Here is a 21215-nt window from a genome sequence, read left to right on the forward strand (position 1 = left end):
GGTGTAGGCTTCGCGTCCCATCGTCATGCGAAATCCGGCCAGCGGCAGCCGGCATTGCGCCTACGATATCGAGGAGGGGAGAAGTGGAGGTTTCTGTTGCCAGGTACCTCCGAACCCCGCCTAGAAGTGCGAACCTCTAGGGCTTGATTTGAAGCTATCGCACCGCTTACGCGGCGAGACGTGCTTCCGCATAGTTGTCATTTGCAACTACAGGTTTAGCCCGATGACGGTGGTACCATGCCGGGCAAAAGTACGATCTTTACACCTTCGTCGATCCTATTTCGCCCCCAGCAACAGCCGCTCTGATCACAGAGCGGTTCTTGGTGGAGGCGCCGGGTACCGCCCCCGGGTCCGAACGGCTTATTACATCGCCCATTTATCGCCATAGTCGGTCAAGCCGACAAAACGAATATAGGGGGGCGGCGCACAAAATGAAAGGCCGCAATGACACTTCTTGGCCGCACCAAACTGCGGCGCCGAGGGTTGACTCGCGCGCGGTCTCAACCGAAGCTTTGCGATGGTGAGGAGCATCGACATAGCGCACAAGTTGCGGCAGCGCGCCACAGCCCTCATCGATCGGATCCCGTGGCGCCGACATGGGGAAATTTGATGGCCGATTATCTCGCAGACGTGAAGAAATACGACGCCGCCGCAAATGCCGATGTGGTTGCCAAGATTGTGAAACATCTGGGCATCGCGCTGCGCAACCGCGATTCCTCGCTGGTATCCTGCACCGACCCCAAGGAATTGGAGCGCGTCAAGACCAACTGGGTTGCCAAGAAACTCGGCGTGACCGACGGGGCGAAAGCCGACTCAGCGATCGAGAAGACCTGCAAGGCGTTGGCCGCCGACAGCTCCAAGAGCCGCGTGACTTTCTACTATCTGGTCGCCAAGGATCTGGGCAAGCTCGGCTCTTTGTAGAGATTATTGCCGATAGGCAGAGCGCGCGTTTGATTTTGCTCCTCACCGGAGGTCAGCACCGCCCCTCATTGCCCTGCCGGGCATTTCTCCCCGTATAGTGACGGGGAGAAAGGGCTGACCGCAGCCTTGGCTCTCTCTCTCGAACAAGCTTGTGATTGGCGAAACCGCTGATGACTGCGCCCCTCTCCCCGTCCCTATACGAGGAGAGGATGCCGGCAGGCAGGTGAGGGGCAGCGCCACCTCTTGAGAGATGGGGCAAGCCGCGTTCTGGTCCCTTTTGCTGTGTTCGGCCGGCGGCCAGTCGGTTATGATGGCGGTAACCCCGAATCGAGGCGAAGCCGATGCGCCAGTATCTCGACCTTTTGCAGCATATGCTGGACAATGGCGCCGATCGTGCCGACCGCACGGGCACCGGCACGCGTGGGGTGTTCGGGTACCAGATGCGCTTCGACCTGTCGCGCGGCTTTCCCGTCACCACCACCAAGAAGCTGCATCTGAAGTCGATCATCCATGAACTCCTGTGGTTCCTGGCCGGCGACACCAACATCAAATACCTTAGAGATCATGGCGTTTCGATCTGGGACGAATGGGCCGACGAGAATGGCGATCTCGGCCCGGTCTATGGCAAGCAGTGGCGCTCTTGGCCGGATGGCCGTGGCGGGTCGATCGACCAGATTGCCAATGTTCTGAAGGAGATACGCAGGAATCCGAATTCACGCCGGCTGATCGTTTCGGCGTGGAACCCGGCCGAAGTGGAGGCGATGGCGCTGCCGCCCTGCCACTGCCTGTTCCAGTTCTACGTCTCGGACGGCAAGCTGTCCTGCCAGCTCTACCAGCGCTCGGCCGACATTTTTCTCGGCGTACCCTTCAACATCGCTTCCTACGCGCTGCTGACCCTGATGGTGGCGCAGGTGACCGGGCTGAAGCCCGGCGAGTTCGTCCATACGCTGGGCGATGCGCATCTCTATTCCAACCATTTCGAGCAGGCGCGCGAGCAATTGCGGCGTACACCCAAGGCGCTGCCGACGCTGTGGATCAATCCGGAGGTGAAGGACCTGTTCGCCTTCCGCTTCGAGGATTTCCGGCTGGAAAACTATTTTGCCGATGCGTCGATCAAGGCGCCGATCGCGGTCTGATCCGTCCACCGTCAATCAATTCCGACCCTCAATCGATGTCGACCATGACGTCGGTTGCCTTGATCATGGCATAGGCTGCTTGCCTTTTTCGAGCTTGAGATCGGCAACGGCCTCGTTGGTGATCGAAGCGTGACGACGGAGCCGGCGACATCACCCCGGACAGGCGAGGTGCTTTGACGATCTCGACGATCGTTCCCTTGAGGATGTTGCGGGCGCTGATCTTCATCGGAGTTCCTTTCCGGGTTTCGGTGCACGTCCAAACCAGAACAATCGATGCCGAACATACGCTTTCGCAGGAGGCGGCCTTCCCTTGTTATATTCATCCAGATATATCGGTCGGCAGGAGTCGAGCCAGCAGATTTCAAGCCCAGGGAGAGTTTTCATGTTGGGGCACAAAGGTTTTGGTATGAGGGCAATCGCGATTGGCGGCTTTGCCGCAGCTCTGATGGCCGCGATGCCGGCGGCTCACGCGGGAGACAAGGTGATCGTGTTTGCCGCAGCCAGCCTCAAGGACGGGCTCGACGCCGTCACCAAGGCCTGCGAAGCCGATGTCGGTGAAGCGGCGACCGTCTCCTACGCCGCGAGCTCGGCCCTGGCCAAGCAGATCGAACTCGGGGCGCCCGCCGATGTGTTCATCTCGGCCGACCTCGACTGGATGAAATATCTCTCCGACAAGAAACTGACCAAGCCGGACACCGAGGTGAAACTGCTCGGCAACCAGATCGTGCTGGTGGCGCCGAAGGATTCCAAGGTCGAAACCAGGATCGAGAAAGGCTTCGACCTCGCCAAGCTGGTTGGCGACGGCAGGCTCGCCATGGGCGACGTCAAGGCGGTGTCGGCCGGCAAATACGGCAAGGCGGCACTTGAATCGCTCGGCGTCTGGTCGTCGGTCGAAGGCAAGGTGGCGCAGGCTGAGAATGTGCGCGCCGCGCTGAAGCTGGTTTCAACGGGCGAGGCCGCGCTCGGCATCGTCTATGCCACCGACGCGCATGCCGACAAGGGCGTCAAGGTGGTCGGCACCTTCCCGGAGGATTCGCACCCGCCGATCATCTATCCGGTTGCCCAGACCACCGATTCGAAGGACAAGGATACGCCGGCCTTCCTGAAGTGCCTGCAGTCCGCCAAGGCGGCGGAACTGTTTAGGGATCAGGGTTTCACCGTGCTCACGCCGAGCAATTAAGGTAGCGGCTGACGCATGAACTGGCTGCTGGACCTCACTCCCGACGAATGGAATGCGGTCCGGCTGTCGATCAAGGTGGCGACGGTGGCGATGCTGTTCAGCCTGCCGCCGGGCATCTTGATGGCGCTTTTGCTGGCCCGCGGAAAATTCTGGGGCAAGACGCTGCTCAACGGTGTGGTTCACCTGCCATTGATCCTGCCGCCGGTGGTGACAGGTTATCTCTTGCTGCTTACCTTCGGCCGGCGCGGGCCGGCGGGAGCGTTCCTGGCCGAGCATTTCGGCATCGTCTTCTCGTTTCGCTGGACCGGCGCCGCACTGGCCTGCGGTATCATGGGCTTTCCCCTGATGGTGCGGGCGATCCGGCTGTCGATCGAGGCGGTCGACCGCAAAATGGAGGCAGCGGCGGGAACGCTCGGCGCCAACCCGATTTGGGTCTTCGCCACCATCACGCTGCCGCTGATCCTGCCCGGGCTGATCGCCGGCTCGATCCTGTCCTTCGCCAAGGCGATGGGCGAGTTCGGCGCCACGATCACCTTCGTCTCCAACATTCCCAACGAGACGCAGACGCTGCCTTCGGCGATCTACACCTTCACGCAGGTGCCTGGCGGCGATGACGGGGCGCTCAGGCTGACGCTGATCTCCATCGTCATCTCGATGGCCGCATTGGTCGCCTCGGAAGTGCTGGCGCGGCGCGTCGGCCGGCGGATGGACATCGAATGAGCGTGCTGGTGGACATCAGCCATCGGCTCGGCGGTTTCGCCGTCGACGCGCGTTTCGAAAGCGCCGGGCGGCTGACGGCGCTGTTCGGGCCATCGGGCTCCGGCAAGACGACGCTGATCAACGTGATCGCCGGCCTGATCCGGCCGACCAAGGGCCGTATCGCGGTCGACGGCTGTGTGCTGGTCGACACCGATGCCGGCATTTTCGTGCCGAAGCACAAGCGCCGGATCGGCATGGTGTTCCAGGACGCGCGGCTGTTTCCGCATATGAGCGTGGCCGGCAATCTGCGCTATGGCCGCTGGTTCACGCCACCGGCGGAGCGCTATGCGGATATCGACGCGGTCGTCGAACTGCTCGGCATCGGTCCTCTGCTCGACCGGCGACCGGCAAAGCTCTCGGGCGGCGAGAAGCAGCGCGTGGCGATCGGCCGGGCGCTGCTTGCCAGCCCGAAACTGCTGTTGATGGACGAGCCGCTGGCCTCGCTCGACGATGCGCGCAAAGCCGAGATCCTGCCCTATATCGAGCGGCTGCGCGACGAGACCAAGCTGCCCATCGTATATGTCAGCCACTCCGTCGCCGAGGTGGCGCGGCTGGCCAGCGACGTGGTGGTGATGGCGCAAGGCAAGGTCGCTGCCTCAGGCCCGACCGGCGCGATCATGCAACGGCTCGAATTGCTGCCGGCGGAGGAACGCGGCGAGGGCGGCGCGGTTCTCGACACCAAGGTGCTGTGCCATGATGAGATCTTCGGGATGACCGTGCTCGGCTCGGCGGCGGGCGAAATCCGGGTGCCGCAATTGGCGGTCTCGGTCGGCGCGCCTGTGCGCATCCGAATCCGCGCCCGCGACGTGATGATCGCCACCGAACAGCCGAAAGGTCTCAGTGCGCTCAACATCCTGCCGGGCGCCATCGTCGCAATCGGCTCGGGCGAGGGGCCGACGGTCGAAATCGGCATCGACTGCAATGGCGCAACCGTGCTTGCGCGCATTACCGAACAATCCAGGCAGGTACTGAACCTTCAACTCGGCGGCAAGGTGTTCGCGGTGATCAAGACGGTCAGTTTCGACCGTGCCAACACCGGCGCCGGGCTGCCGGCCGAAGCGGATGGCTGATAGCCGCTATATCGTTTTGGAATAGCGCTATGGGTCGAGAGGGGCTAGTGTGACTGTGGAGGACAAGAGATGCCGTCGCTGAGCCTGCGGATAAATCTCGATCCGGACGGGCGCATAGGTCCGGGCAAGATCGAATTGCTGGAGCAGATCGCCACTTTCGGCTCGATCTCGGCTGCGGCACGCGGCATGGAGATGTCCTACAAGCACGCCTGGGATCTGGTGGAAGATATGAACCGTGTGTTCGGCAAGCCACTGGTCGCGGCGCAGACCGGCGGCAAAAAGGGCGGCGGCGCACAGCTGACCTCAGTTGGCCTTGCAGTTGTCAGCCGTTTTCGCGCTATCGAGCGCGCTGCGGCGGCAGCGGCGGCCACGCATATGGACGCCTTGCAGGCGGAGATTGATGCTGGGTGAGGGTTGAAGCTTGCGATCCGTCACACCCCCCTCTGTCCTGCCGGACATCTCCCCCGCAAGGGGGGAGATCAGCTCGCCCGTAGACGGGCGCTAATCTGTTAGGCGATTGGCGAAATCCTCCGTGACGGCCAATCTCCCCACTAGAGGGGGAGATGTCCGGCAGGACAGAGGGGGGCGCGAAGGAACTCGACCTTTGAGCGCGCTATTCCTCGGGCTCTCCTGCTTTACGCAGCAGATAGGTGTCCATGATCCAGCCCTTTCTTTTCCGGGCTTCTTCTCTCGTCCTCTCAATCTCCTCGCCGACATCACCCAGGCGACCGAAAACGATGATCTCGTCCGGTGTGCCGAGATAGGCGCCCCAATGGATGATCAGATCCTTGTCTGCCAGCGTGTTGAAGGCGCATTTGCCGTCGAGCATGACCACGGCGCTGCCGGCATAGTGCGGCATGCCTTGTTCGGCGAGGCGGCGGCCGGTGGTGATCAGCACGGGGTCGCCGATGCGGTTCAGCGCCATCTTGTGGCCGGCGGCGAGCGCCTGGACGGCGGTGATGCCGGGAATGACCTCCAATTCGAATGCGACATTGCCTCTGAGCCGTACGCGCTTGAGAATGCGCAGCGCGCTGTCATAGAGCGAGGGGTCGCCCCAGATCAGGAAGGCGCCGCAGCCGTCCTCGGCAAGTTCGTCGCGGACCAGGCTCTCATAGATCTGGGCGATGGCCTCGTGCCAGTCATCGACGGTCGAGCGATAGGAAGGCGCCGGCTCGGCGCGCACCGGCACGTCGAACTCGACTCGGCGCGATTTCGGATTGCTGACGAAACGGTCGCAGATATGGCGGCGCAATTCGGCAAGGTCGTTCTTCTTCGCCCCCTTGTCGGGGATAAACAGGACGTCCGCCCGGTTTAGGCCTGATATGGCCTGCACGGTCATATGGTCGGGATTGCCGGCGCCGATGCCGATGACGAGAAGCTTGCGCATGACGCGAACTCCTGCCCGATCGAAACCTGTTAGTCCAGACCGCCGATTGGCGTGTCCAGACACTGTGGCGTCCTGCTGGGAGACGGAAGGCTTTGAAACGCCACATTGAAACGGCTAGGGTCGCGGCATTCTTGGCGAGGGGCTTCGATGTTGCAATATGTTCTGTCCGTAGCGCTGGCGCTTTTAGCCGTGCCCGCGCTGGCCAATGATACGACCGCCGAACTCGGCACAGGTGGCCTGATCCTGTCGCGTAGCGACGCGGTGTCGATGCAAAGCGAGGACCTCTATATCTCGCCGGAAAAGATCACGGTCGACTACGTCTTCCACAACAACACCGACAAGGATGTAAATGCCATCGTCGCTTTTCCGCTGCCGGACATCGAAGGCAATCCGGAGGAAATGCCGGCCATCCCGGAAAACCAGAGCGACAATTTCCTTGGCTTCGAGGTGACGATCGACGGAGCGCCGGCAAAGCCGCAGCTCGAGCAGAAAGTGTTCGCTGTCGGCATCGATATCGGCGCCGATCTGAAGGCGCAGAACGTGCCGTTCAATCCGTTCGGCGATGCGGCCAAGGCGGCCCTGGCGAAGCTGCCGAAAACGGTCGCCGAGGATTGGGAAAACCGCGGCATCATCATCGAGGATACGGGCAGCGACGGTACCGAGGCGAACAAGGTCTATACGCCGTGGTGGCAGTTGCGCTCGACCTATTGGTGGCGCGCGATATTTCCGGCCAACAAGGATGTCCACGTCTCGCACCGCTACAAACCGAGCGTCGGCGGCACGTCATCGGTGAGTTTCTTCTATGACGGCAAGTTCACCGAGGGCAGCCAGTACACGACCTACAAGACCCGCTACTGCATGGACGACAGCTTCGAGAATGCGGTGCGGCAGGCCGCCAAGGCCGACGGTTATCCGCATTTTTACGAGAACCGCATAGCCTATATCCTGACCACCGGCGGCAACTGGGCCAATGGCAGCATCGGCAAGTTCAAGCTAACCGTCGACAAGGGCAATCCGAAAGCGCTGATCTCGTTTTGCGGCGACAATGTCAAGAAGGTCGGGCCGACGACCTTCGAGACGGCGGCGCAGGATCTCTATCCCGAGCACAACATCGACATATTGCTTTTGGAGCCGTCGGATGACGGCGCCGGGGGAGCCAACTGATGGACGTCGCGATCTATGTCGCCATTGCGCAGAACGGCGTCATCGGGCGCGACGGCGGCTTACCGTGGCGGCTGTCCACCGATCTCAAGCGCTTCAAGGCCGATACGATGGGCAAGCCCGTCATCATGGGCCGCAAGACTTATGAAGGCATCGGCCGGCCGCTGCCGGGCCGATTGAACATCGTGGTGACCCGCGACAAGGCCTGGCGCGCCGAGGGCATAGAGGTGGCGCACTCGCTGGAGGCAGCGATCCAGCTGGCCACGGTGCGCGGGCGTTGCATGGCCGGCGTCGACGAAATCTGCATCATCGGCGGCGGCGAGATCTATGCGCAGGCGCTGCCGCTGGCAGACCGGCTGCACGTCACCCATGTGCTGGCGGCGGTCGATGGCGACGCGCATTTTCCCGACATCGATCCGGATTTGTGGCGCCTTGTCAGCGCTCAGGACGTTCCGGCCGGTGAAAAGGACAGCCATGCGACGCGCTATTCGGTTTACGAGCGACGCCGCGGCGTGCATTGAGACGATAAAAGGGTCGCGAACGTCCAAAACGGACATGCTCGGCAGCGGATCGCGTTGAAAGCGCATCGCTGCGTCCCTATAGAAGAACAACTGGATTTGCGCCGCAACGTCGGCGCTGAGGGAATCCCAAGCGAAAGGACATTCATGCCCTGGAACGACAAGAGCGGCGGCGGCGGCCCATGGGGCGGCGGCGGCAACAATCAGGGACCCTGGGGGCAGGGACCGAAGGGGCCTAGCGGCCCGCCGGGGTCACCTCCCGATCTCGAAGACATCATCCGCCGCGGCCAGGACCGGCTGCGGCGCGCGCTGCCCGGTGGCGGCGGCGCCAGCCCGGCCGTCTTTGCGCTGATCGCAGCGGCTCTGATCGTGCTGTGGGCGTTCAAGGCGGTCTACACCGTGCAGCCGGACGAGGTTGCGGTCGAGCTGCGCTTCGGCAAGCCGAAGGCGGAGCTGTCGCAGCCGGGTCTGCATTTCCATTGGTGGCCGGTCGAAACCGTCGAGACGGCCAACATCGCCGAACAACTCGTCGATATCGGTGGTGGCGGCGCGACGAGCGGCAACTCGTCGGGGCTGATGCTTACCGGCGACCAGAACATCGTCAACGTCCAGTTTTCGGTGGCCTATCAGGTCTCCGATCCGCGGGCCTATCTGTTCGACGTCTCCGACCCAGAAGGCATGCTGCAGCAGGTCGCAGAGAGCGCCATGCGCGAAGCGGTCGGCCGGCGACCGGCCCAGGACATCTTCCGCGACGACCGTCAGGGCATTGCCGCCTCGGTGCGTGAAATCATTCAGACGACGCTGGACGGCTACAAGGCCGGCCTGAATGTCAACGCGGTTTCGATCGAGGACGCGGCGCCGCCGCGTGAAGTGGCCGACGCGTTCGACGAAGTGCAGCGCGCCGAGCAGGACGAAGACAAGTTCGTCGAGCAGGCCAACCAGTATTCCAACCAGAAGCTTGGCCAGGCGCGTGGCGCCGCGGCGCAGATCCGCGAGGACGCGGCAGCCTACAAGAACCGTGTCGTCCAGGAAGCCGAAGGTGAGGCGCAGCGCTTCATCTCGGTCTATGACGAATACGCCAAGGCGCCCGATGTTACGCGCCGGCGGCTTTATCTGGAAACGATGGAGAAGGTGCTGAAGGATTCCAACAAGGTGATCGTCGAACAGGGCAATGGGCAAGGGGTCGTTCCCTATCTGCCGCTGCCGGCATTGCAACCGAAGGCGCCGCCGCCTGCGACCATGGGAGGAGCCCAGTGATGGCCAATCGTCTTCCCATCATCGCGGTCATCGCGGCCGTGCTTCTGTTCCTGCTCTACTCCTCGGTCTTCGTGGTCAATGCGCGCCAGCAGGCGCTCGTGCTGCGGTTCGGCGAGATCGTCGACGTGAAGAATGAACCCGGCATCTATTTCAAGGCGCCTTTCGCCTTCTTCGACGCCGACAGCGTGCAATTGATCGAAAACAGGGTGCTGCGCTTCGATCTCGACAACATCCGCGTCCAGGTTTCGGGCGGCAAGTTCTACGAGGTCGACGCTTTCATCGCGTACCGCATCTCGGATCCGCGGGTGTTCCGCTCAGCCGTGTCCGGTCAGATCACACTGGCCGAAGCACGACTGAGGACGCGTCTCGATGCGGCGCTGCGCCGTGTCTACGGTCTGCGCGACTTCGAGGCGGCGCTTTCGGAAGAGCGGGCCGTGATGATGCGCGAAGTGCGCGATCAGCTTCGGCCCGACGCCACTTCGCTCGGCCTGCAGATCGAGGATGTGCGCATCCGCCGAACCGATCTGACGGCCGAGGTTTCGCAGCAGACCTTCGACCGCATGAAGGCCGAACGTTTAGCCGAGGCCGAACGGCTGAGGGCACGCGGCAAAGAGGCCGCGCAGCGCATCACCGCCCGCGCCGACCGCGAAGTGGTGGAAATCGTCGCCGAGGCGCGCAAGGAATCGGAAATCCTGCGTGGTGAAGGTGAAGCCCAGCGCAGTGCGACCTTTGCCGACGCCTACAAACGCGATCCGGCGTTCTTCGACTTCTACCGGTCGATGAATGCCTATGGCACGGCGCTGGACAACTCCGGGACGACGATGGTGCTGTCGCCGAACTCGGAGTTCTTCCGCTTCTTCCGCAATCCGGACGGGACGGACGCGAAGCCGGCGGCGCCTGCGGCTCCGGCGACGGCGCCTGCGGCTCCGGCGACGGCACCTGCCGCGCCGGCTGCACAACCTGCACCCGCCCAGTAGGGCGGTGCAGGATTTCCTTGCGGCCATAGGCCTGGTCCTCGTTGTCGAGGGTCTGGTCTATGGCGGCTTTCCCGGCCTTGCCAGACGTCTTGCCGGCGAAGTGCTGTCGACGCCGGAAATTGCGCTGCGCATCGTCGGGCTGGTGGCGATCGCCATCGGCGTCGGCATCGTCTGGTTGGTGCGTGGCTGAGGACCGCTGATCTGCAATTCCAGGAAAGTGTGAGCGGTTTTCCGTCCGGAATTGCGTAAAAGCAAAGGGATTGAACGGTTCGCCGTTTCCGCGAAACGGCGAACCGCTCTAAGGTGTAACGGAGGATTTATCCTCCTGATGTGGCCATAGCCGCAAACGTGCCGTATTTCTTGCCAACATGACGCGACGCGGCGTTTTGCCGAAGCGCTTTTTCTTTTCAGATTCCGGGAGGCTTTCGATGACATCCAACACCCTTCTGCGCGCGGCGCGGCGGACGTTCATCGCAGGTGCTGCGGCACTTATGGTCGGCGCGCTTGCCGTTCCCGCTTTCGTGACGCCGACGGTGGCCGCGGACGGACCGGCTTCGGTTGCCGACCTCGCCGAAGGCCTGCTCGGTGCGGTGGTCAACATCTCGACCTCGCAGACCGTGAAGGGCACGGAAGGTCCGGGCGCGGTGCCGATGCCGCAGCTGCCCGAGGGTTCGCCGTTCCAGGATTTCTTCGACGACTTCTTCAAGAACCGTGGCGGCGACAAGGATGGCGGCGCGCAAAAAGTGCAGTCGCTGGGCTCCGGCTTCGTAGTCGACGCCGAGCAAGGCATTGTCGTCACCAACAACCACGTCATCGCCGATGCAGACGATATCGAGGTGAATTTCTCCGACGGCGTGACGCTCAAGGCGACGCTGGTCGGCACCGACACCAAGACCGACGTGGCGGTGCTCAAGGTCGACCCGAAGGGCCACAAGCTGACGGCGGTGAAGTTCGGCGATTCCAACAAGATGCGCGTCGGCGACTGGGTGATGGCGATCGGCAATCCGTTCGGCCTTGGCGGCACGGTGACGGTCGGCATCGTCTCGGCCCGCAACCGCGACATCAATTCCGGCCCCTACGACGACTTCATCCAGACCGACGCCGCCATCAACCGCGGCAATTCCGGCGGGCCGCTGTTCAACAGCCTGGGCGAGGTCATCGGTATCAACACGGCGATCATCTCGCCGTCGGGCGGCTCGATCGGCATCGGTTTCTCCATCCCCTCGCAGCTTGCCTCGGGCGTCGTCGACCAGCTGCGCCAGTTCGGCGAGACCCGTCGCGGCTGGCTCGGCGTGCGCATCCAGCCGGTGACCGACGACATCGCCGAGAGCCTCGGCATGGCGACCGCCAAGGGCGCGCTGGTGGCCGGCGTCATCAAGGGCGGACCGGTCGACAACGGCACAATTCTCGCCGGCGACGTCATCATCAAGTTCGATGGCAAGGACATCCATGAAATGCGCGACCTGCCGCGCGTCGTGGCGGAAAGCCCGGTCGGCAAGGCGGTCGACGTGATCATCGTGCGCAAGGGCGTCGAGCAGACGGTGAAGGTGACGCTCGGCCGGCTTGAGGACGGCGAGAAGGTCGCTGCCGGTGAGGACGGCACTACCGATGAGGACAAGGGCGGCGACAAGGCGCCCGCGGTCTCCACGGCCTCGGTGCTCGGCATGACCGTCGGCGAGCTCAATGACGACACACGGAAAAAATTCGGCATCGCGGCCGACGTCTCCGGCGTCGTCATCACCGACGTCACCAAGGATTCGGCCGCCGCCGAGCGCGGCATCCAGGCCGGCGAGGTGATCACCGAAATCGCCCAGGAATCGGTCGCGACCCCGAAGGACGTGATGGACCGGATCGGCGCGCTGAAGGAGCAGGGCCGCAAGAATGCGCTCTTGATGCTGGCGTCCAAGACAGGCGAGTTGCGCTTCGTGACGATCCGGATGGATTGAGTCCGGAAAGCCCCATAACCGATTGTCTTCAGGGAAAGGGCGGCTAGCGAGCCGCCCTTTTTCGTGCCTGCCAGTCCGTGCGTGACAGTTTGTAGAGGACATGCCGCTTGAGGTGCGGGTGGCTGTCAGGGATGGATGGGTGGTCGAAATCGCGAGCCGGGTCAGGGCTCATGCCAAGACGGTCCATGACGGCCGTCGAGCGGCGGTTGGCTGCGACGGCGAAGGAGACGATCTCGTCGCGGTCAAGCGTTTCGAAGCCAAAGGCGAGCCAGGCTTCGGAGGCCTCCGTGACATAGCCCTTGCGCCAGAATTCCGGCGCCAACCGCCAGCCGATCTCGATCGTATCGGAAGGCAGGGACGGCACGTGATCGGTCTTTAAGAGACCGACGAAGCCGATGCATTCCCCAGTCGCGGCGATCTCGGCGGCGGCAAAACCAAAGCCGTCCTCGGCGATCCAGCCCCGAAACTCGTCCATCTTGGCATCCGTCTCGGCGCGGTCGCGGCGGAACGGAAAGAATTCCATCACCCGCTCGTCCGAATTGATGCGGTGGAAGAGTTCGCGGTCGCGGTCTTCCCAGTTGCGCAGGATGAGGCGCTCGGTGCGCATCGGTTTCATTGGGCGAACTCTTCCTGGCGGTAGCCCTGGAGATAAAGCAGCGCGGTGAGATCGCCATGGTCGATGCGGACCTTGGCTTCGGCAGCAACGGCCGGCTTGGCGTGGAGCGCGACACCGGTGCCGGCCAGGCGGATCATGTCGAGGTCGTTGGCGCCGTCGCCGACCGCAATCGCATCGAATGGCGTCAGGCCGAGGCGGGCCGAGATATCGTTCAGCGCATCGGCCTTGGCGGCGCGGCCGAGGATCGGCTCGGCGACCAGGCCGGCAAAGCGCCCGTTCTCCTCGATCAGGCGGTTGGCACGGTTTTCCTCGAAGCCGAGCATGGCGGCGACACGGCTGGTGAAGACGTCGAAGCCGCCGGAGACAAGCGCCGTCCAGGCGCCATTGGCGCGCATCGTCTGCACCAGAGCGCGGCCGCCCGACGCCAGCGTCAGGCGGTTCGCGATGATGCGGTCGACGACGGCGGCATCGAGGCCTTTCAGCAGCGCCACGCGTTCACGCAGCGCCGGCTCGAAAGCGATCTCGCCGTTCATCGAGCGTGCCGTGATGGCGGCAACGCGGTCCTTGACGCCGATCTCGTCGGCGAGTTCGTCGATGCATTCCTGGTCGATCATGGTTGAATCCATATCGGCAAGCAGGATTGTCTTGCGGCGGCTTTCGGCCTGCTGAACGATCACGTCGACCGGCTCTGAACCAAGTGCTGTGCGCAAGGCCGCACTTGCCTCAGCGGCTTCTGCCCCCTCGGGCAACACCAGATCGCAGGCGACGCCTTCGCCCAGCCAGCGAACAGCGCTTGCGCCGACCGACCGTGAGGCCATATTCGCAAGCGAGGCCGACATCGCGCGGCGGACGGGGTGAGACACAAGCGTGGCAATGAGCGGCATCGAGACTTCCAAGCAGCTAGGCGAGGGCGGGCAGGCGGGCGAGGGCCGCGTGAAGAACGCGATCCTGATAGCCGGGCCGACCGCCAGCGGCAAGTCGGCGCTGGCGCTCGATCTCGCCGAACGCAAGGGCGGTGTCATCGTCAACACCGATTCCATGCAAGGCTACTCGGTGCTCGACGTGCTGACGGCGCGGCCGAATGCCGCCGATCTCGCCCGCGCGCCGCACTTTCTCTATGGCCACGTGCATCCCTCCACCGCCTATTCCACCGGCGCCTGGCTGCGCGACGTGATGAAGCTGATCGATGACGGCACGCTCGCCCGACAGCCCGACGACGCCGCCTTTGAACGTCCGGTGATTTTCGTCGGCGGCACCGGGCTCTATTTTCGCGCACTTGCCGAGGGCATTTCGGAAATGCCCGACATTCCGCAGCAGGTACGCGACCGCTGGCGCTACGAGTTAAAGGAGCAAGGCGCAGCCAAGCTGCACCGCATCCTGATGCATGAGGATTCGGCGGTCGCCATGCAGCTGAAGCCGACCGACGGCCAGCGCATCGTGCGGGCGCTGGAGGTGCTCGATGCATCCGGCCGCTCCATCCTCGAATGGCAGGCAGCGCGCGGCCGGCCGCTGATCGACCGCGACAGCGCTCGGTTCTTCGTTATCGAGCCGGACCGCGCCGCCCTTGTCGAGCGGATCGAAACAAGGTTCGACCGCATGCTCGATCTCGGCGCGCTCGATGAGGTCAAACGGCTTGCGGCGCTTGGCCTCGATCCCGAGCTGCCGGCGATGAAGGCGATCGGCGTTCGCGAACTTTCGGCCGCCATGGCCGGTGACATCAGCTTTCCTCAGGCCATCGAGCGCTGCAAGGCAGCGACGCGGCAATATGCCAAACGGCAAACGACGTGGTTTCGCCATCAGCTGGGACCGGAATGGCTGAGATTGCGGCCCGGCGACGGCCTGCAAGCCGTGACTTGATTTTCGTGCTGCTAATACAATTAAAGAAACAGAAGTAGGAATGAACATTCCCGCTCCGGTTGTCTGGATTAACCGTCCGTAAGGCGCCGGCATGCCATAGATCCGGGGGGTACTTTTCCAACGGGGAGCAGATGCGTTTCCACAAGGCGGAATCCGCATTTTTCGTCTTTATTTTCGTGATCCTGGCCGCAGGCCTGGTGACGCTTTATGCCTATGGTCAATTGCAGTCCATCGCGGTCGGTCACGATACGACTTCCCGGGTCGAGAGGATCGCTTATCTCAACACGCTGCTGTTTGTCACCGGGGTGCTGCTGGCGACAGCGCTGTTCTTCGGCGTGTTCTTCATCTACCCGTTGATCCGTAGGCAGGCGACGGAAGAGGGCAAGCTGCGCGCCATGACGGTTTCGCTCAGCGCCCGCTCGGAAACGCTGCAGCATGCGGCATTGACCGACGGCCTTACCGGCATGCAGAACCGGCGCTATTTCGACGATGCGCTGAAGGAATATCTCGAGGAATTCCGCCGCATCGAAAAGCCCGTCGGGCTGATGATCCTCGACCTCGATCATTTCAAGCAGGTCAACGACACGCATGGCCACGATGTCGGCGACGAGGTGCTGAGGGCAGTCGCCAATTGCCTCAAAGGCATGACGCGCTATCACGACGTGGTGGCGCGGCTCGGCGGCGAAGAGTTCGCCGTTGTCACCCCCAACATGGACGCGGAGTTGTTGGGGAAGTTCGCCGAACGCATCCGCAAGGCGATTGCCAACATGTCGGTGCTGTCGGGCAATGTCCGCCTCAAGATCACCACCAGCGTCGGTCTTGCCGTCTGGGATCGGAAGGAAACGGCCGAGGAATTCTACCGCCGCGCCGACCGCCAGCTCTACGAGGCGAAGAGGCAAGGCCGCAACCGCGTCTGCGCCTAAAATCCCGGCATTTAAATTCGTGAGGCTGGCCGTTTGATGCCGTCTTCTGCGCTTCCGGTGGCTCACGGACTCAATGTCCGCTCCGCTCCGGTTCTCGAAGTCGACACCGACCGACTCAGCCTGACGAATTTTCTGGCGTGATTTACCCAAGCTGGCTGACGAAGCTGATCTCGGAAGTTGACGCGGCTTGCCGGTGGCCAGAAGGGTGTGCAGGCTAATCGTTCTGCGGGCGCATGCCGAAGGTTGTGGGCTTGAGGCCGTAGCGCAGGTCGAAATCGTCGTCCGGCTGGACGCGCTGGGCGGTCGCCGGCTTGCGGTAATCGGGATCGCCGGCCTGGCGGCCGGAATCCACTGCTTCGGCGAAGGCCATCTGCTGCTGCGGTTTCGGGACGTTGCGCAGCCGCTCGACGATGGCGGCGAGATCGACGTCGTTGCCGTCCTGCGAGAACTCGTCCTGCTCTCGCTTGGCGGTGCCGGGGATCAGGTTCTCCGCCAGTTTTTCGAACTTCAGCCGCATGGTCGTCGCCACGCCTTCACCGAAGGCGATGGCTTCGCGCTGGCCCATGGAGGACAGAAAGGCCAGCGTCGAGGCGGAGGAATCGGCGATCGCCGAGCGGATGATCGCCTGGTCCTGCTCATTGGCCAGCCGCATGGCGAAGAAGGTCGAGCATTGCGACAGGATGGTCGGATCGAGTTCACCCGGGCGCTGGGTGACGACGCCGAGATAGCAGCCATATTTGCGGCCTTCCTTGGCGATGCGCGACAGTGCATGCCTTGTCGGGGCGAAGCCAAGGCGTGGATCGGCCGGCATATAGCGGTGTGCTTCCTCGCACAGCAGCAACAGCTTCAGCCGGCCCTCGCTCCACAGCGCAAGGTCGAAGGCGAGCCGAGCCAGCACCGAACAGACGGAGTTGACCACTTCGGACGGCATGCCGGCCATCTCGAAGCAGGTCACCGGGCGGCCATGATGCGGCACACGGAAAATATTGCCGATCGTCTCGTGGATCGTGTCCTCGATCAGCCGCGAATTGAACATGAAGCGATAGCGCGGGTCGGACGCGGCGGACTCGATGCGCGTCTTCAGCGATTTCAGCGTCGGGCGGTCGTTCTTGCTTTCCAAGAGGCCCATGCGCTCGTCGATCTGCTTGATGAGATCGACCATGCGGTAGGGCACCGGCGTGTCGGCGGTCAGCGCATCGCTGCCGCGGCGCACGTAAGAGCCTGAATTGGGATTGCGATAGAGGTTCTTGGCGGCGGGGATCAGGTCGCGCAGGACATCGACTTCTTCCGGCACGACCTCTCGGCCGCGAAACAGCACTTCGGCGAATTCTTCGAGCCTGAACATCCAGAACGGCAGATCAAGCGTCTTGGAATCGACCCGGACGCAGAACTCAGGCAGGGATGCCGCGAATTCATTGTGCGGATCGAGAATGAGGATTCGCAGATCGGGCCGGGCGGCGATCGATTTGCGCAGCAGCAGCGAGATGGCGGTGGATTTGCCGACGCCGGTTGTGCCGACAACGGCAAAATGGCGCGCCAGCGTGTCGTCGATGGCGATGTTGGCGTCGATCGACTCATCCTGCGACAGCGTACCGATGGTGATCGAATGACGCCCGGCGAGATCGTAGACGGCCTGCAGATCACGGGTACGGATGCGGTGCGCTATGGCGCCGATATGAGGATAGGTGGTGATGCCGCGGTCGAACACCGGTTTGGCCCCCGGTTCGGCGCCGTCGCGCACTTCGCCGATCAGCTCGACGCTGACCTCGATGGGGTTTTGTCCCTCATTGCTCCAGGCGCGATCCGACTTGCCGATTTCGTAGACCAGACCAACGGTGCGCGATGTCCCGAGATTGATGGAGATCATCTTGCCGACGGTCCACAGGCCGGTGACCGCGCCTTCGATGTCGTCGGCATAGGCGCTGATGGTGGCGCGCGCACCGTCGCACTGCACGACGTTGCCGAGAATGCGCTTGTCGCTCTGCTCTGCGCGGCGGCGCTCCTGCGAGGTCGGTTCGCCGACGGAGGCTTCGCGCTCGACAAACATACGATCCGATCCCCATTCCCGTGGAGCCTCGATCCTACACAGACGGGGTTAAGGTGGCGTGATGCGGGATGGTGTAGCAGGGGTTAACCGGTCAGCGAAAATTCAACCTGCCGGCCTCTTTTCCGAATCCAAATATTCGATATATTGGACGAATGACTGATATAGCGAATGACATGTCGGCCACGATAGGCAGACGAATCCACGCCGAAAGAGCCTTGCGGGACTGGTCGTTGGCCGACCTGGCGAACCGCTCCGGCGTCTCCAAAGCCATGCTCAGCACTATCGAGCGCGGCATGACCAGCCCGACGGCCGCGCTGCTGGTGCGCATCGCCGCTGCTTTCGGCATGACGCTGTCGACGCTGATAGCACGCGCCGAGCAGCAAGGTGGCGGCCTGCTGCGCGAGAGTGAGCAGCCGGTATGGCGCGACCCCGGTACGGGCTATGTCCGTCGGCATCTGTCGCCGGTTTCCGACACGCCGCTCGAATTGATCCGGGTGCAACTGCCGGCTGGCGCCAGTGTGAGTTTCCCGGCGGCGTCCTATGCCTTCATCAAGCAGCAGATGTGGCTGATCTCCGGGCGACTCGAATTCACCGAGGGTGATATGGTGCATAGTCTCGAGCCCGGCGACTGCCTGGCGCTCGGCGCGCCGTCGGACTGCACGTTCCATGCCGTCGGACCGCAGCCGGCCGACTATCTGGTTGCGCTGGTCAGGGGCTGAAATCGTGGCAAGACGTCCCAAGCGCTCCGACAATGGCGGACCGCCGCTCGATGATTACAAGGGCCCGCCATGGGGCAAGGGCGATCCCTACATCTTCCTGGCCTGGCAGGCAGCGCATGCCAAGGCGTGGAAGGCGCCAAGCCGTGACGTGATGCTGATGCGCATGGAAAAGGCCGAGCGGCTTGGCCTGACCTATGAGGAATACACGCTCGAAATCCTCGAACGCGGGCTGCATCTGCAGCCGAAAGACACCGATCGCATCGCCGCGATCAAGGCGAGACGAAAGCGGCGCCGCGTCGCGCGTCTGGATTAGCAAGGGAAAGTGCAGGTGAGTCCCATCGAAATCAGGTCGCTGACTGCGGGAACACGCGACATGCTGGCCGACCTCCTGATCGAGACGGTCGCGGACGGCGGCTCCGTCAGCTTCATGCATCCCTTATCCAGGCAAGCGGCGGAAACTTTCTGGAGCAACTCTTTGGTGGCAGCAGAGAGAGGTGAAAGAGCGGTGCTGGGTGCATGGAAGGGCGAGGTTCTGGTCGGCACCGTGACCGTGCTGCTCGACTTTCCTGATAATCAGCCGCACCGGGCCGAGATCGCCAAGCTGATGACCCGCGTCGAACACCGCGGCAAAGGCATAGCGAGCCGGCTGATGCGGGCGGCAGAAACGCTCGCCGTCGAGAAAGGCCGCACGCTTCTGGTGCTGGACACCGCAACCGAGGAGGGCGCTTCCGGCCTTTACGAAAAACTCGGCTTCACGCTCACTGGCGAAATACCGGACTTTGCCTTGAAGCCCCATGGCGGGCTGACCGGCACGCTCATCTACTGGAAGCGCATCGGCGGCGCTGCCTAAGCCTTGTGATGAACCTCTTGCAGCGCGTAGACCGGCGTCGCGATGCCTTCCATGCGGGCCTTCAACTGCAACGCCAGGAACTGCGAATAGTGGCGCGACTGATGCAGATTGCCGCCATGGAACCACAGCGCCTCCTGATGCGTCGGCTTCCACATGTTGCGGAGCTCGCCTTCCCAGGGGCCTGGGTCCTTGGTGGTGTTGGAGCCGAGGCCCCAGCATTTGCCGACCTTGTCTGCGACCTCCCGTGAGATCAAATCGGCCGCCCAGCCATTCATCGAACCGTAGCCGGTGGCGTAGACGATGAGATCGGCCGGCAGTTCCGATCCGTCGGAGAGCAGAACGGAGTGCTCCTTGATCTCCTTCACGTCGACACCGCTTTTCAGCTTGATCGACCCGTCGATGATCAGGTCGGATGCGCCGACATCGATGTAATAGCCCGAGCCGCGCCGCAGATATTTCATGAACAGGCCGGAGCCGTCATCGCCCCAGTCAAGCATGAAGCCGGCCTTCTCCAGGCCCTTGTAGAATTTGTCGTCGCGCTTCTTCATCTCGGCATAGGCCGGGATCTGGAATTCGTGCAGGATCTTGTAGGGCAGGGAGGCAAAGACGAGGTCGGCCTTGGCTGTGGTCATACCGCTCGCGACCGCCTTTTCCGAATAGAGCGAGCCCAGGCCGATCTCCATCAGCGTGTCCGACTTGACGATGTGCGTGGTCGAGCGCTGCACCATGGTGACGTCGGCGCCGGCCTCCCAAAGGGCTGCTGCAATGTCGTGGGCGGAGTTGTTCGAGCCGATGACGACAGCTTGTCTGCCGACATAGGCATCGGGTCCCGGATGCTTCGAGGAGTGATGCTGGTCGCCCTTGAATGTGTCCATGCCCTTGAAGTTCGGCATGTTGGCCTTGCCGGATTGCCCCGTGGCCAGCACCAATTGTTTCGGCTTCAGCGTGATGTCCTTGCCGTCGCGGCGCACGACAACGGTCCATTCCTTTTTCTTGTCGTCATAAACGGCGCTCTTGGCCTCGGTCGATGACCAGTAATTCAGCTCCATCACCTTGGCGTACATTTCCAGCCAGTCGCCGATCTTGTCCTTGGGCGCGAAGACCGGCCAGTTCTTGGGGAAGTCGATATAGGGCAGATGGTCGTACCAGACCGGGTCGTGCAGGCACAGCGACTTGTAGCGCTTGCGCCAGCTGTCGCCGGCACGCTCGTTCTTCTCGACGATGATGGTGGGCACGCCGAGTTGCCGCAGCCGGGCGCCGAGCGCGATGCCGCCCTGGCCGCCGCCAATGATGAGCGTATAGGGCTGCGTCTTGAAGCCGAGTTCGGCGGCTTCCTTCTCGCGCTCCTCCTTCCAGGTCGGGCGGTTCTTGCCATGGCCGTGCTTGGCGCCGAGCGGCCGGTCGAAACCGGCCGGCTCCTCATGGCCCTTGAGCTCGACCATAGTGGTGAGCAGCGTCCAGATCTTGCCGTCCTTCAGCCGGATGTGGCCGAAGCCGCGCGCGACAGACGTTTCGAAACTGATCCAGCCGTCGAGCACGCCGTCGCTTTCCGTGGCATCCTCGCCCTTGGCGATCGCCCAGTTCGACGGTTTGGTCCTGGCCAACTGGCTGACCAGCATGTCGCGCACCTGATCGCGGCCTTCCATCGTCTTGATGTTCCAGGTGAAGGTGACGAGATCGCGCCAGTAACAATCCTCCTGGAAGCAGGCGACCGCCTTGTCGATGTCGCCGGCGGTGAGTGCCGCGCCGAAGCGATCGAGCAGGTCGGAAAGCTTCTTGTTGGGGGCCTTGTCGAGCATTGAATTTCCTCCGCGATTTTTCCTGGCCGCCCGTAGCGAACGGAACCCTGCCGAAGCTTGACGTCCGGCCTGGCGCAGTATCGCGGCAAATT

22 protein-coding genes, 1 other RNA gene and 1 pseudogene are annotated in these 21215 nt (G+C 62.9%); 17 read left to right on the forward strand and 7 right to left on the reverse strand.

Translation table 11 applies throughout. The annotated features are described in order from the left end of the window. Positions 1-82 precede the first annotated feature (82 nt). Positions 83-441: a transfer-messenger RNA gene (gene ssrA, locus NKJ64_RS18455) on the reverse strand. Positions 442-609: 168 nt separating this feature from the next. On the opposite strand from ssrA, the gene NKJ64_RS18460 reads away from it, so the two are divergent. Then, on the forward strand, positions 610-921 hold the full coding sequence (locus NKJ64_RS18460) for a DUF2853 family protein (protein WP_023668323.1): 312 nt from the start codon (positions 610-612) through the stop codon (positions 919-921). 341 nt (positions 922-1262) lie between these two features. Then, positions 1263-2057, forward strand: a complete 795-nt coding sequence (locus NKJ64_RS18465; RefSeq protein ID WP_352463115.1) for a thymidylate synthase — start codon at positions 1263-1265, stop codon at positions 2055-2057. 28 nt (positions 2058-2085) lie between these two features. Here NKJ64_RS18465 and NKJ64_RS18470 read toward each other — a convergent pair. Next, positions 2086-2283: pseudogene (locus NKJ64_RS18470) on the reverse strand (TOBE domain-containing protein). A gap of 159 nt (positions 2284-2442) precedes the next feature. Between NKJ64_RS18470 and modA the strand changes: the two are divergent. From modA to NKJ64_RS18490, 4 genes are all read left to right on the forward strand, one after another. Then, on the forward strand, positions 2443-3237 hold the full coding sequence (gene modA / locus NKJ64_RS18475; RefSeq protein ID WP_352463143.1) for a molybdate ABC transporter substrate-binding protein: 795 nt from the start codon (positions 2443-2445) through the stop codon (positions 3235-3237). Between the two features lie 15 nt (positions 3238-3252). Next, positions 3253-3957 (forward strand): molybdate ABC transporter permease subunit, encoded by a 705-nt coding sequence (gene modB / locus NKJ64_RS18480; protein WP_023667413.1) that lies wholly within the window; start codon positions 3253-3255, stop codon positions 3955-3957. Further along, positions 3954-5066, forward strand: coding sequence for a molybdenum ABC transporter ATP-binding protein (gene modC / locus NKJ64_RS18485; RefSeq protein ID WP_352463116.1), 1113 nt, complete (start codon positions 3954-3956; stop codon positions 5064-5066). Before modB ends, modC begins: the two co-directional genes overlap by 4 nt. A gap of 69 nt (positions 5067-5135) precedes the next feature. Next, positions 5136-5477: a winged helix-turn-helix domain-containing protein gene (locus tag NKJ64_RS18490; protein ID WP_023667411.1), complete on the forward strand. Its 342-nt coding sequence runs from the start codon at positions 5136-5138 to the stop codon at positions 5475-5477. 202 nt (positions 5478-5679) lie between these two features. On the opposite strand, the gene cobF is transcribed toward NKJ64_RS18490, so the two are convergent. After that, entirely contained in the window at positions 5680-6453 is a 774-nt protein-coding gene (cobF, locus tag NKJ64_RS18495) for a precorrin-6A synthase (deacetylating) (protein WP_023725335.1), read from the reverse strand. Between the two features lie 147 nt (positions 6454-6600). Here cobF and NKJ64_RS18500 point away from each other — a divergent pair, with 147 nt between their 5' ends. From NKJ64_RS18500 to NKJ64_RS18525, 6 genes are all read left to right on the forward strand, one after another. Next, complete coding sequence (locus tag NKJ64_RS18500; protein ID WP_023714745.1) at positions 6601-7617, forward strand: DUF4424 domain-containing protein; 1017 nt, start codon at positions 6601-6603, stop codon at positions 7615-7617. Further along, complete coding sequence (locus NKJ64_RS18505) at positions 7617-8135, forward strand: dihydrofolate reductase (protein ID WP_023667408.1); 519 nt, start codon at positions 7617-7619, stop codon at positions 8133-8135. The genes NKJ64_RS18500 and NKJ64_RS18505 overlap by 1 nt, the downstream gene beginning before the upstream one ends. Positions 8136-8279: 144 nt before the next feature. Continuing rightward, the gene (hflK, locus tag NKJ64_RS18510; RefSeq protein WP_352463117.1) at positions 8280-9389 is read left to right on the forward strand and encodes an FtsH protease activity modulator HflK; all 1110 of its coding nucleotides are present in this window, start codon (positions 8280-8282) and stop codon (positions 9387-9389) included. Beyond that, positions 9389-10366: a protease modulator HflC gene (gene hflC / locus NKJ64_RS18515; protein ID WP_023682089.1), complete on the forward strand. Its 978-nt coding sequence runs from the start codon at positions 9389-9391 to the stop codon at positions 10364-10366. The genes hflK and hflC overlap by 1 nt, the downstream gene beginning before the upstream one ends. Positions 10367-10370: 4 nt before the next feature. Next, complete coding sequence (locus tag NKJ64_RS18520) at positions 10371-10556, forward strand: DUF2065 domain-containing protein (RefSeq protein ID WP_023805528.1); 186 nt, start codon at positions 10371-10373, stop codon at positions 10554-10556. A gap of 238 nt (positions 10557-10794) precedes the next feature. After that, entirely contained in the window at positions 10795-12312 is a 1518-nt protein-coding gene (locus NKJ64_RS18525; RefSeq protein ID WP_023682088.1) for a DegQ family serine endoprotease, read from the forward strand. A 43-nt stretch (positions 12313-12355) separates the two neighbouring features. Here the strand turns inward: NKJ64_RS18525 and NKJ64_RS18530 are convergent, their stop codons facing one another. Both NKJ64_RS18530 and serB read right to left on the reverse strand, forming a co-directional pair. Further along, positions 12356-12928 (reverse strand): GNAT family N-acetyltransferase, encoded by a 573-nt coding sequence (locus NKJ64_RS18530; RefSeq protein ID WP_352463118.1) that lies wholly within the window; start codon positions 12926-12928, stop codon positions 12356-12358. Continuing rightward, a complete protein-coding gene (serB, locus tag NKJ64_RS18535; RefSeq protein WP_023725332.1) occupies positions 12925-13812 on the reverse strand; it encodes a phosphoserine phosphatase SerB in 888 nt (295 codons plus the stop codon). The genes NKJ64_RS18530 and serB overlap by 4 nt, the downstream gene beginning before the upstream one ends. On the opposite strand from serB, the gene miaA reads away from it, so the two are divergent. Beyond that, positions 13802-14785: a tRNA (adenosine(37)-N6)-dimethylallyltransferase MiaA gene (miaA, locus tag NKJ64_RS18540; protein WP_352463119.1), complete on the forward strand. Its 984-nt coding sequence runs from the start codon at positions 13802-13804 to the stop codon at positions 14783-14785. The genes serB and miaA overlap by 11 nt on opposite strands. Before the next feature lie 131 nt (positions 14786-14916). Continuing rightward, positions 14917-15708 carry a GGDEF domain-containing protein gene (locus NKJ64_RS18545; RefSeq protein WP_023690907.1) on the forward strand — a complete coding sequence of 264 codons (792 nt, stop codon included), beginning with the start codon at positions 14917-14919 and terminating at the stop codon, positions 15706-15708. Between the two features lie 214 nt (positions 15709-15922). Here the strand turns inward: NKJ64_RS18545 and NKJ64_RS18550 are convergent, their stop codons facing one another. Next, complete coding sequence (locus NKJ64_RS18550; RefSeq protein WP_023735943.1) at positions 15923-17755, reverse strand: ATP-binding protein; 1833 nt, start codon at positions 17753-17755, stop codon at positions 15923-15925. 152 nt (positions 17756-17907) lie between these two features. On the opposite strand from NKJ64_RS18550, the gene NKJ64_RS18555 reads away from it, so the two are divergent. The 3 genes from NKJ64_RS18555 to NKJ64_RS18565 are packed head-to-tail and all read left to right on the forward strand — an operon-like array spanning position 17908 to position 19324. Beyond that, positions 17908-18474, forward strand: coding sequence for a helix-turn-helix domain-containing protein (locus tag NKJ64_RS18555; RefSeq protein ID WP_023668339.1), 567 nt, complete (start codon positions 17908-17910; stop codon positions 18472-18474). Between the two features lie 4 nt (positions 18475-18478). Further along, positions 18479-18787: a hypothetical protein gene (locus tag NKJ64_RS18560; RefSeq protein WP_023682084.1), complete on the forward strand. Its 309-nt coding sequence runs from the start codon at positions 18479-18481 to the stop codon at positions 18785-18787. Positions 18788-18802: 15 nt separating this feature from the next. Then, positions 18803-19324 (forward strand): GNAT family N-acetyltransferase, encoded by a 522-nt coding sequence (locus tag NKJ64_RS18565; protein WP_023712474.1) that lies wholly within the window; start codon positions 18803-18805, stop codon positions 19322-19324. On the opposite strand, the gene NKJ64_RS18570 is transcribed toward NKJ64_RS18565, so the two are convergent. Next, positions 19321-21123: an NAD(P)/FAD-dependent oxidoreductase gene (locus tag NKJ64_RS18570; protein WP_023746888.1), complete on the reverse strand. Its 1803-nt coding sequence runs from the start codon at positions 21121-21123 to the stop codon at positions 19321-19323. The two genes, NKJ64_RS18565 and NKJ64_RS18570, sit on opposite strands and share 4 nt — an antisense overlap. Positions 21124-21215: the final 92 nt, after the last annotated feature.

The organism is Mesorhizobium sp. M0062, assembly GCF_040323125.1.
Classification (GTDB): domain Bacteria; phylum Pseudomonadota; class Alphaproteobacteria; order Rhizobiales; family Rhizobiaceae; genus Mesorhizobium.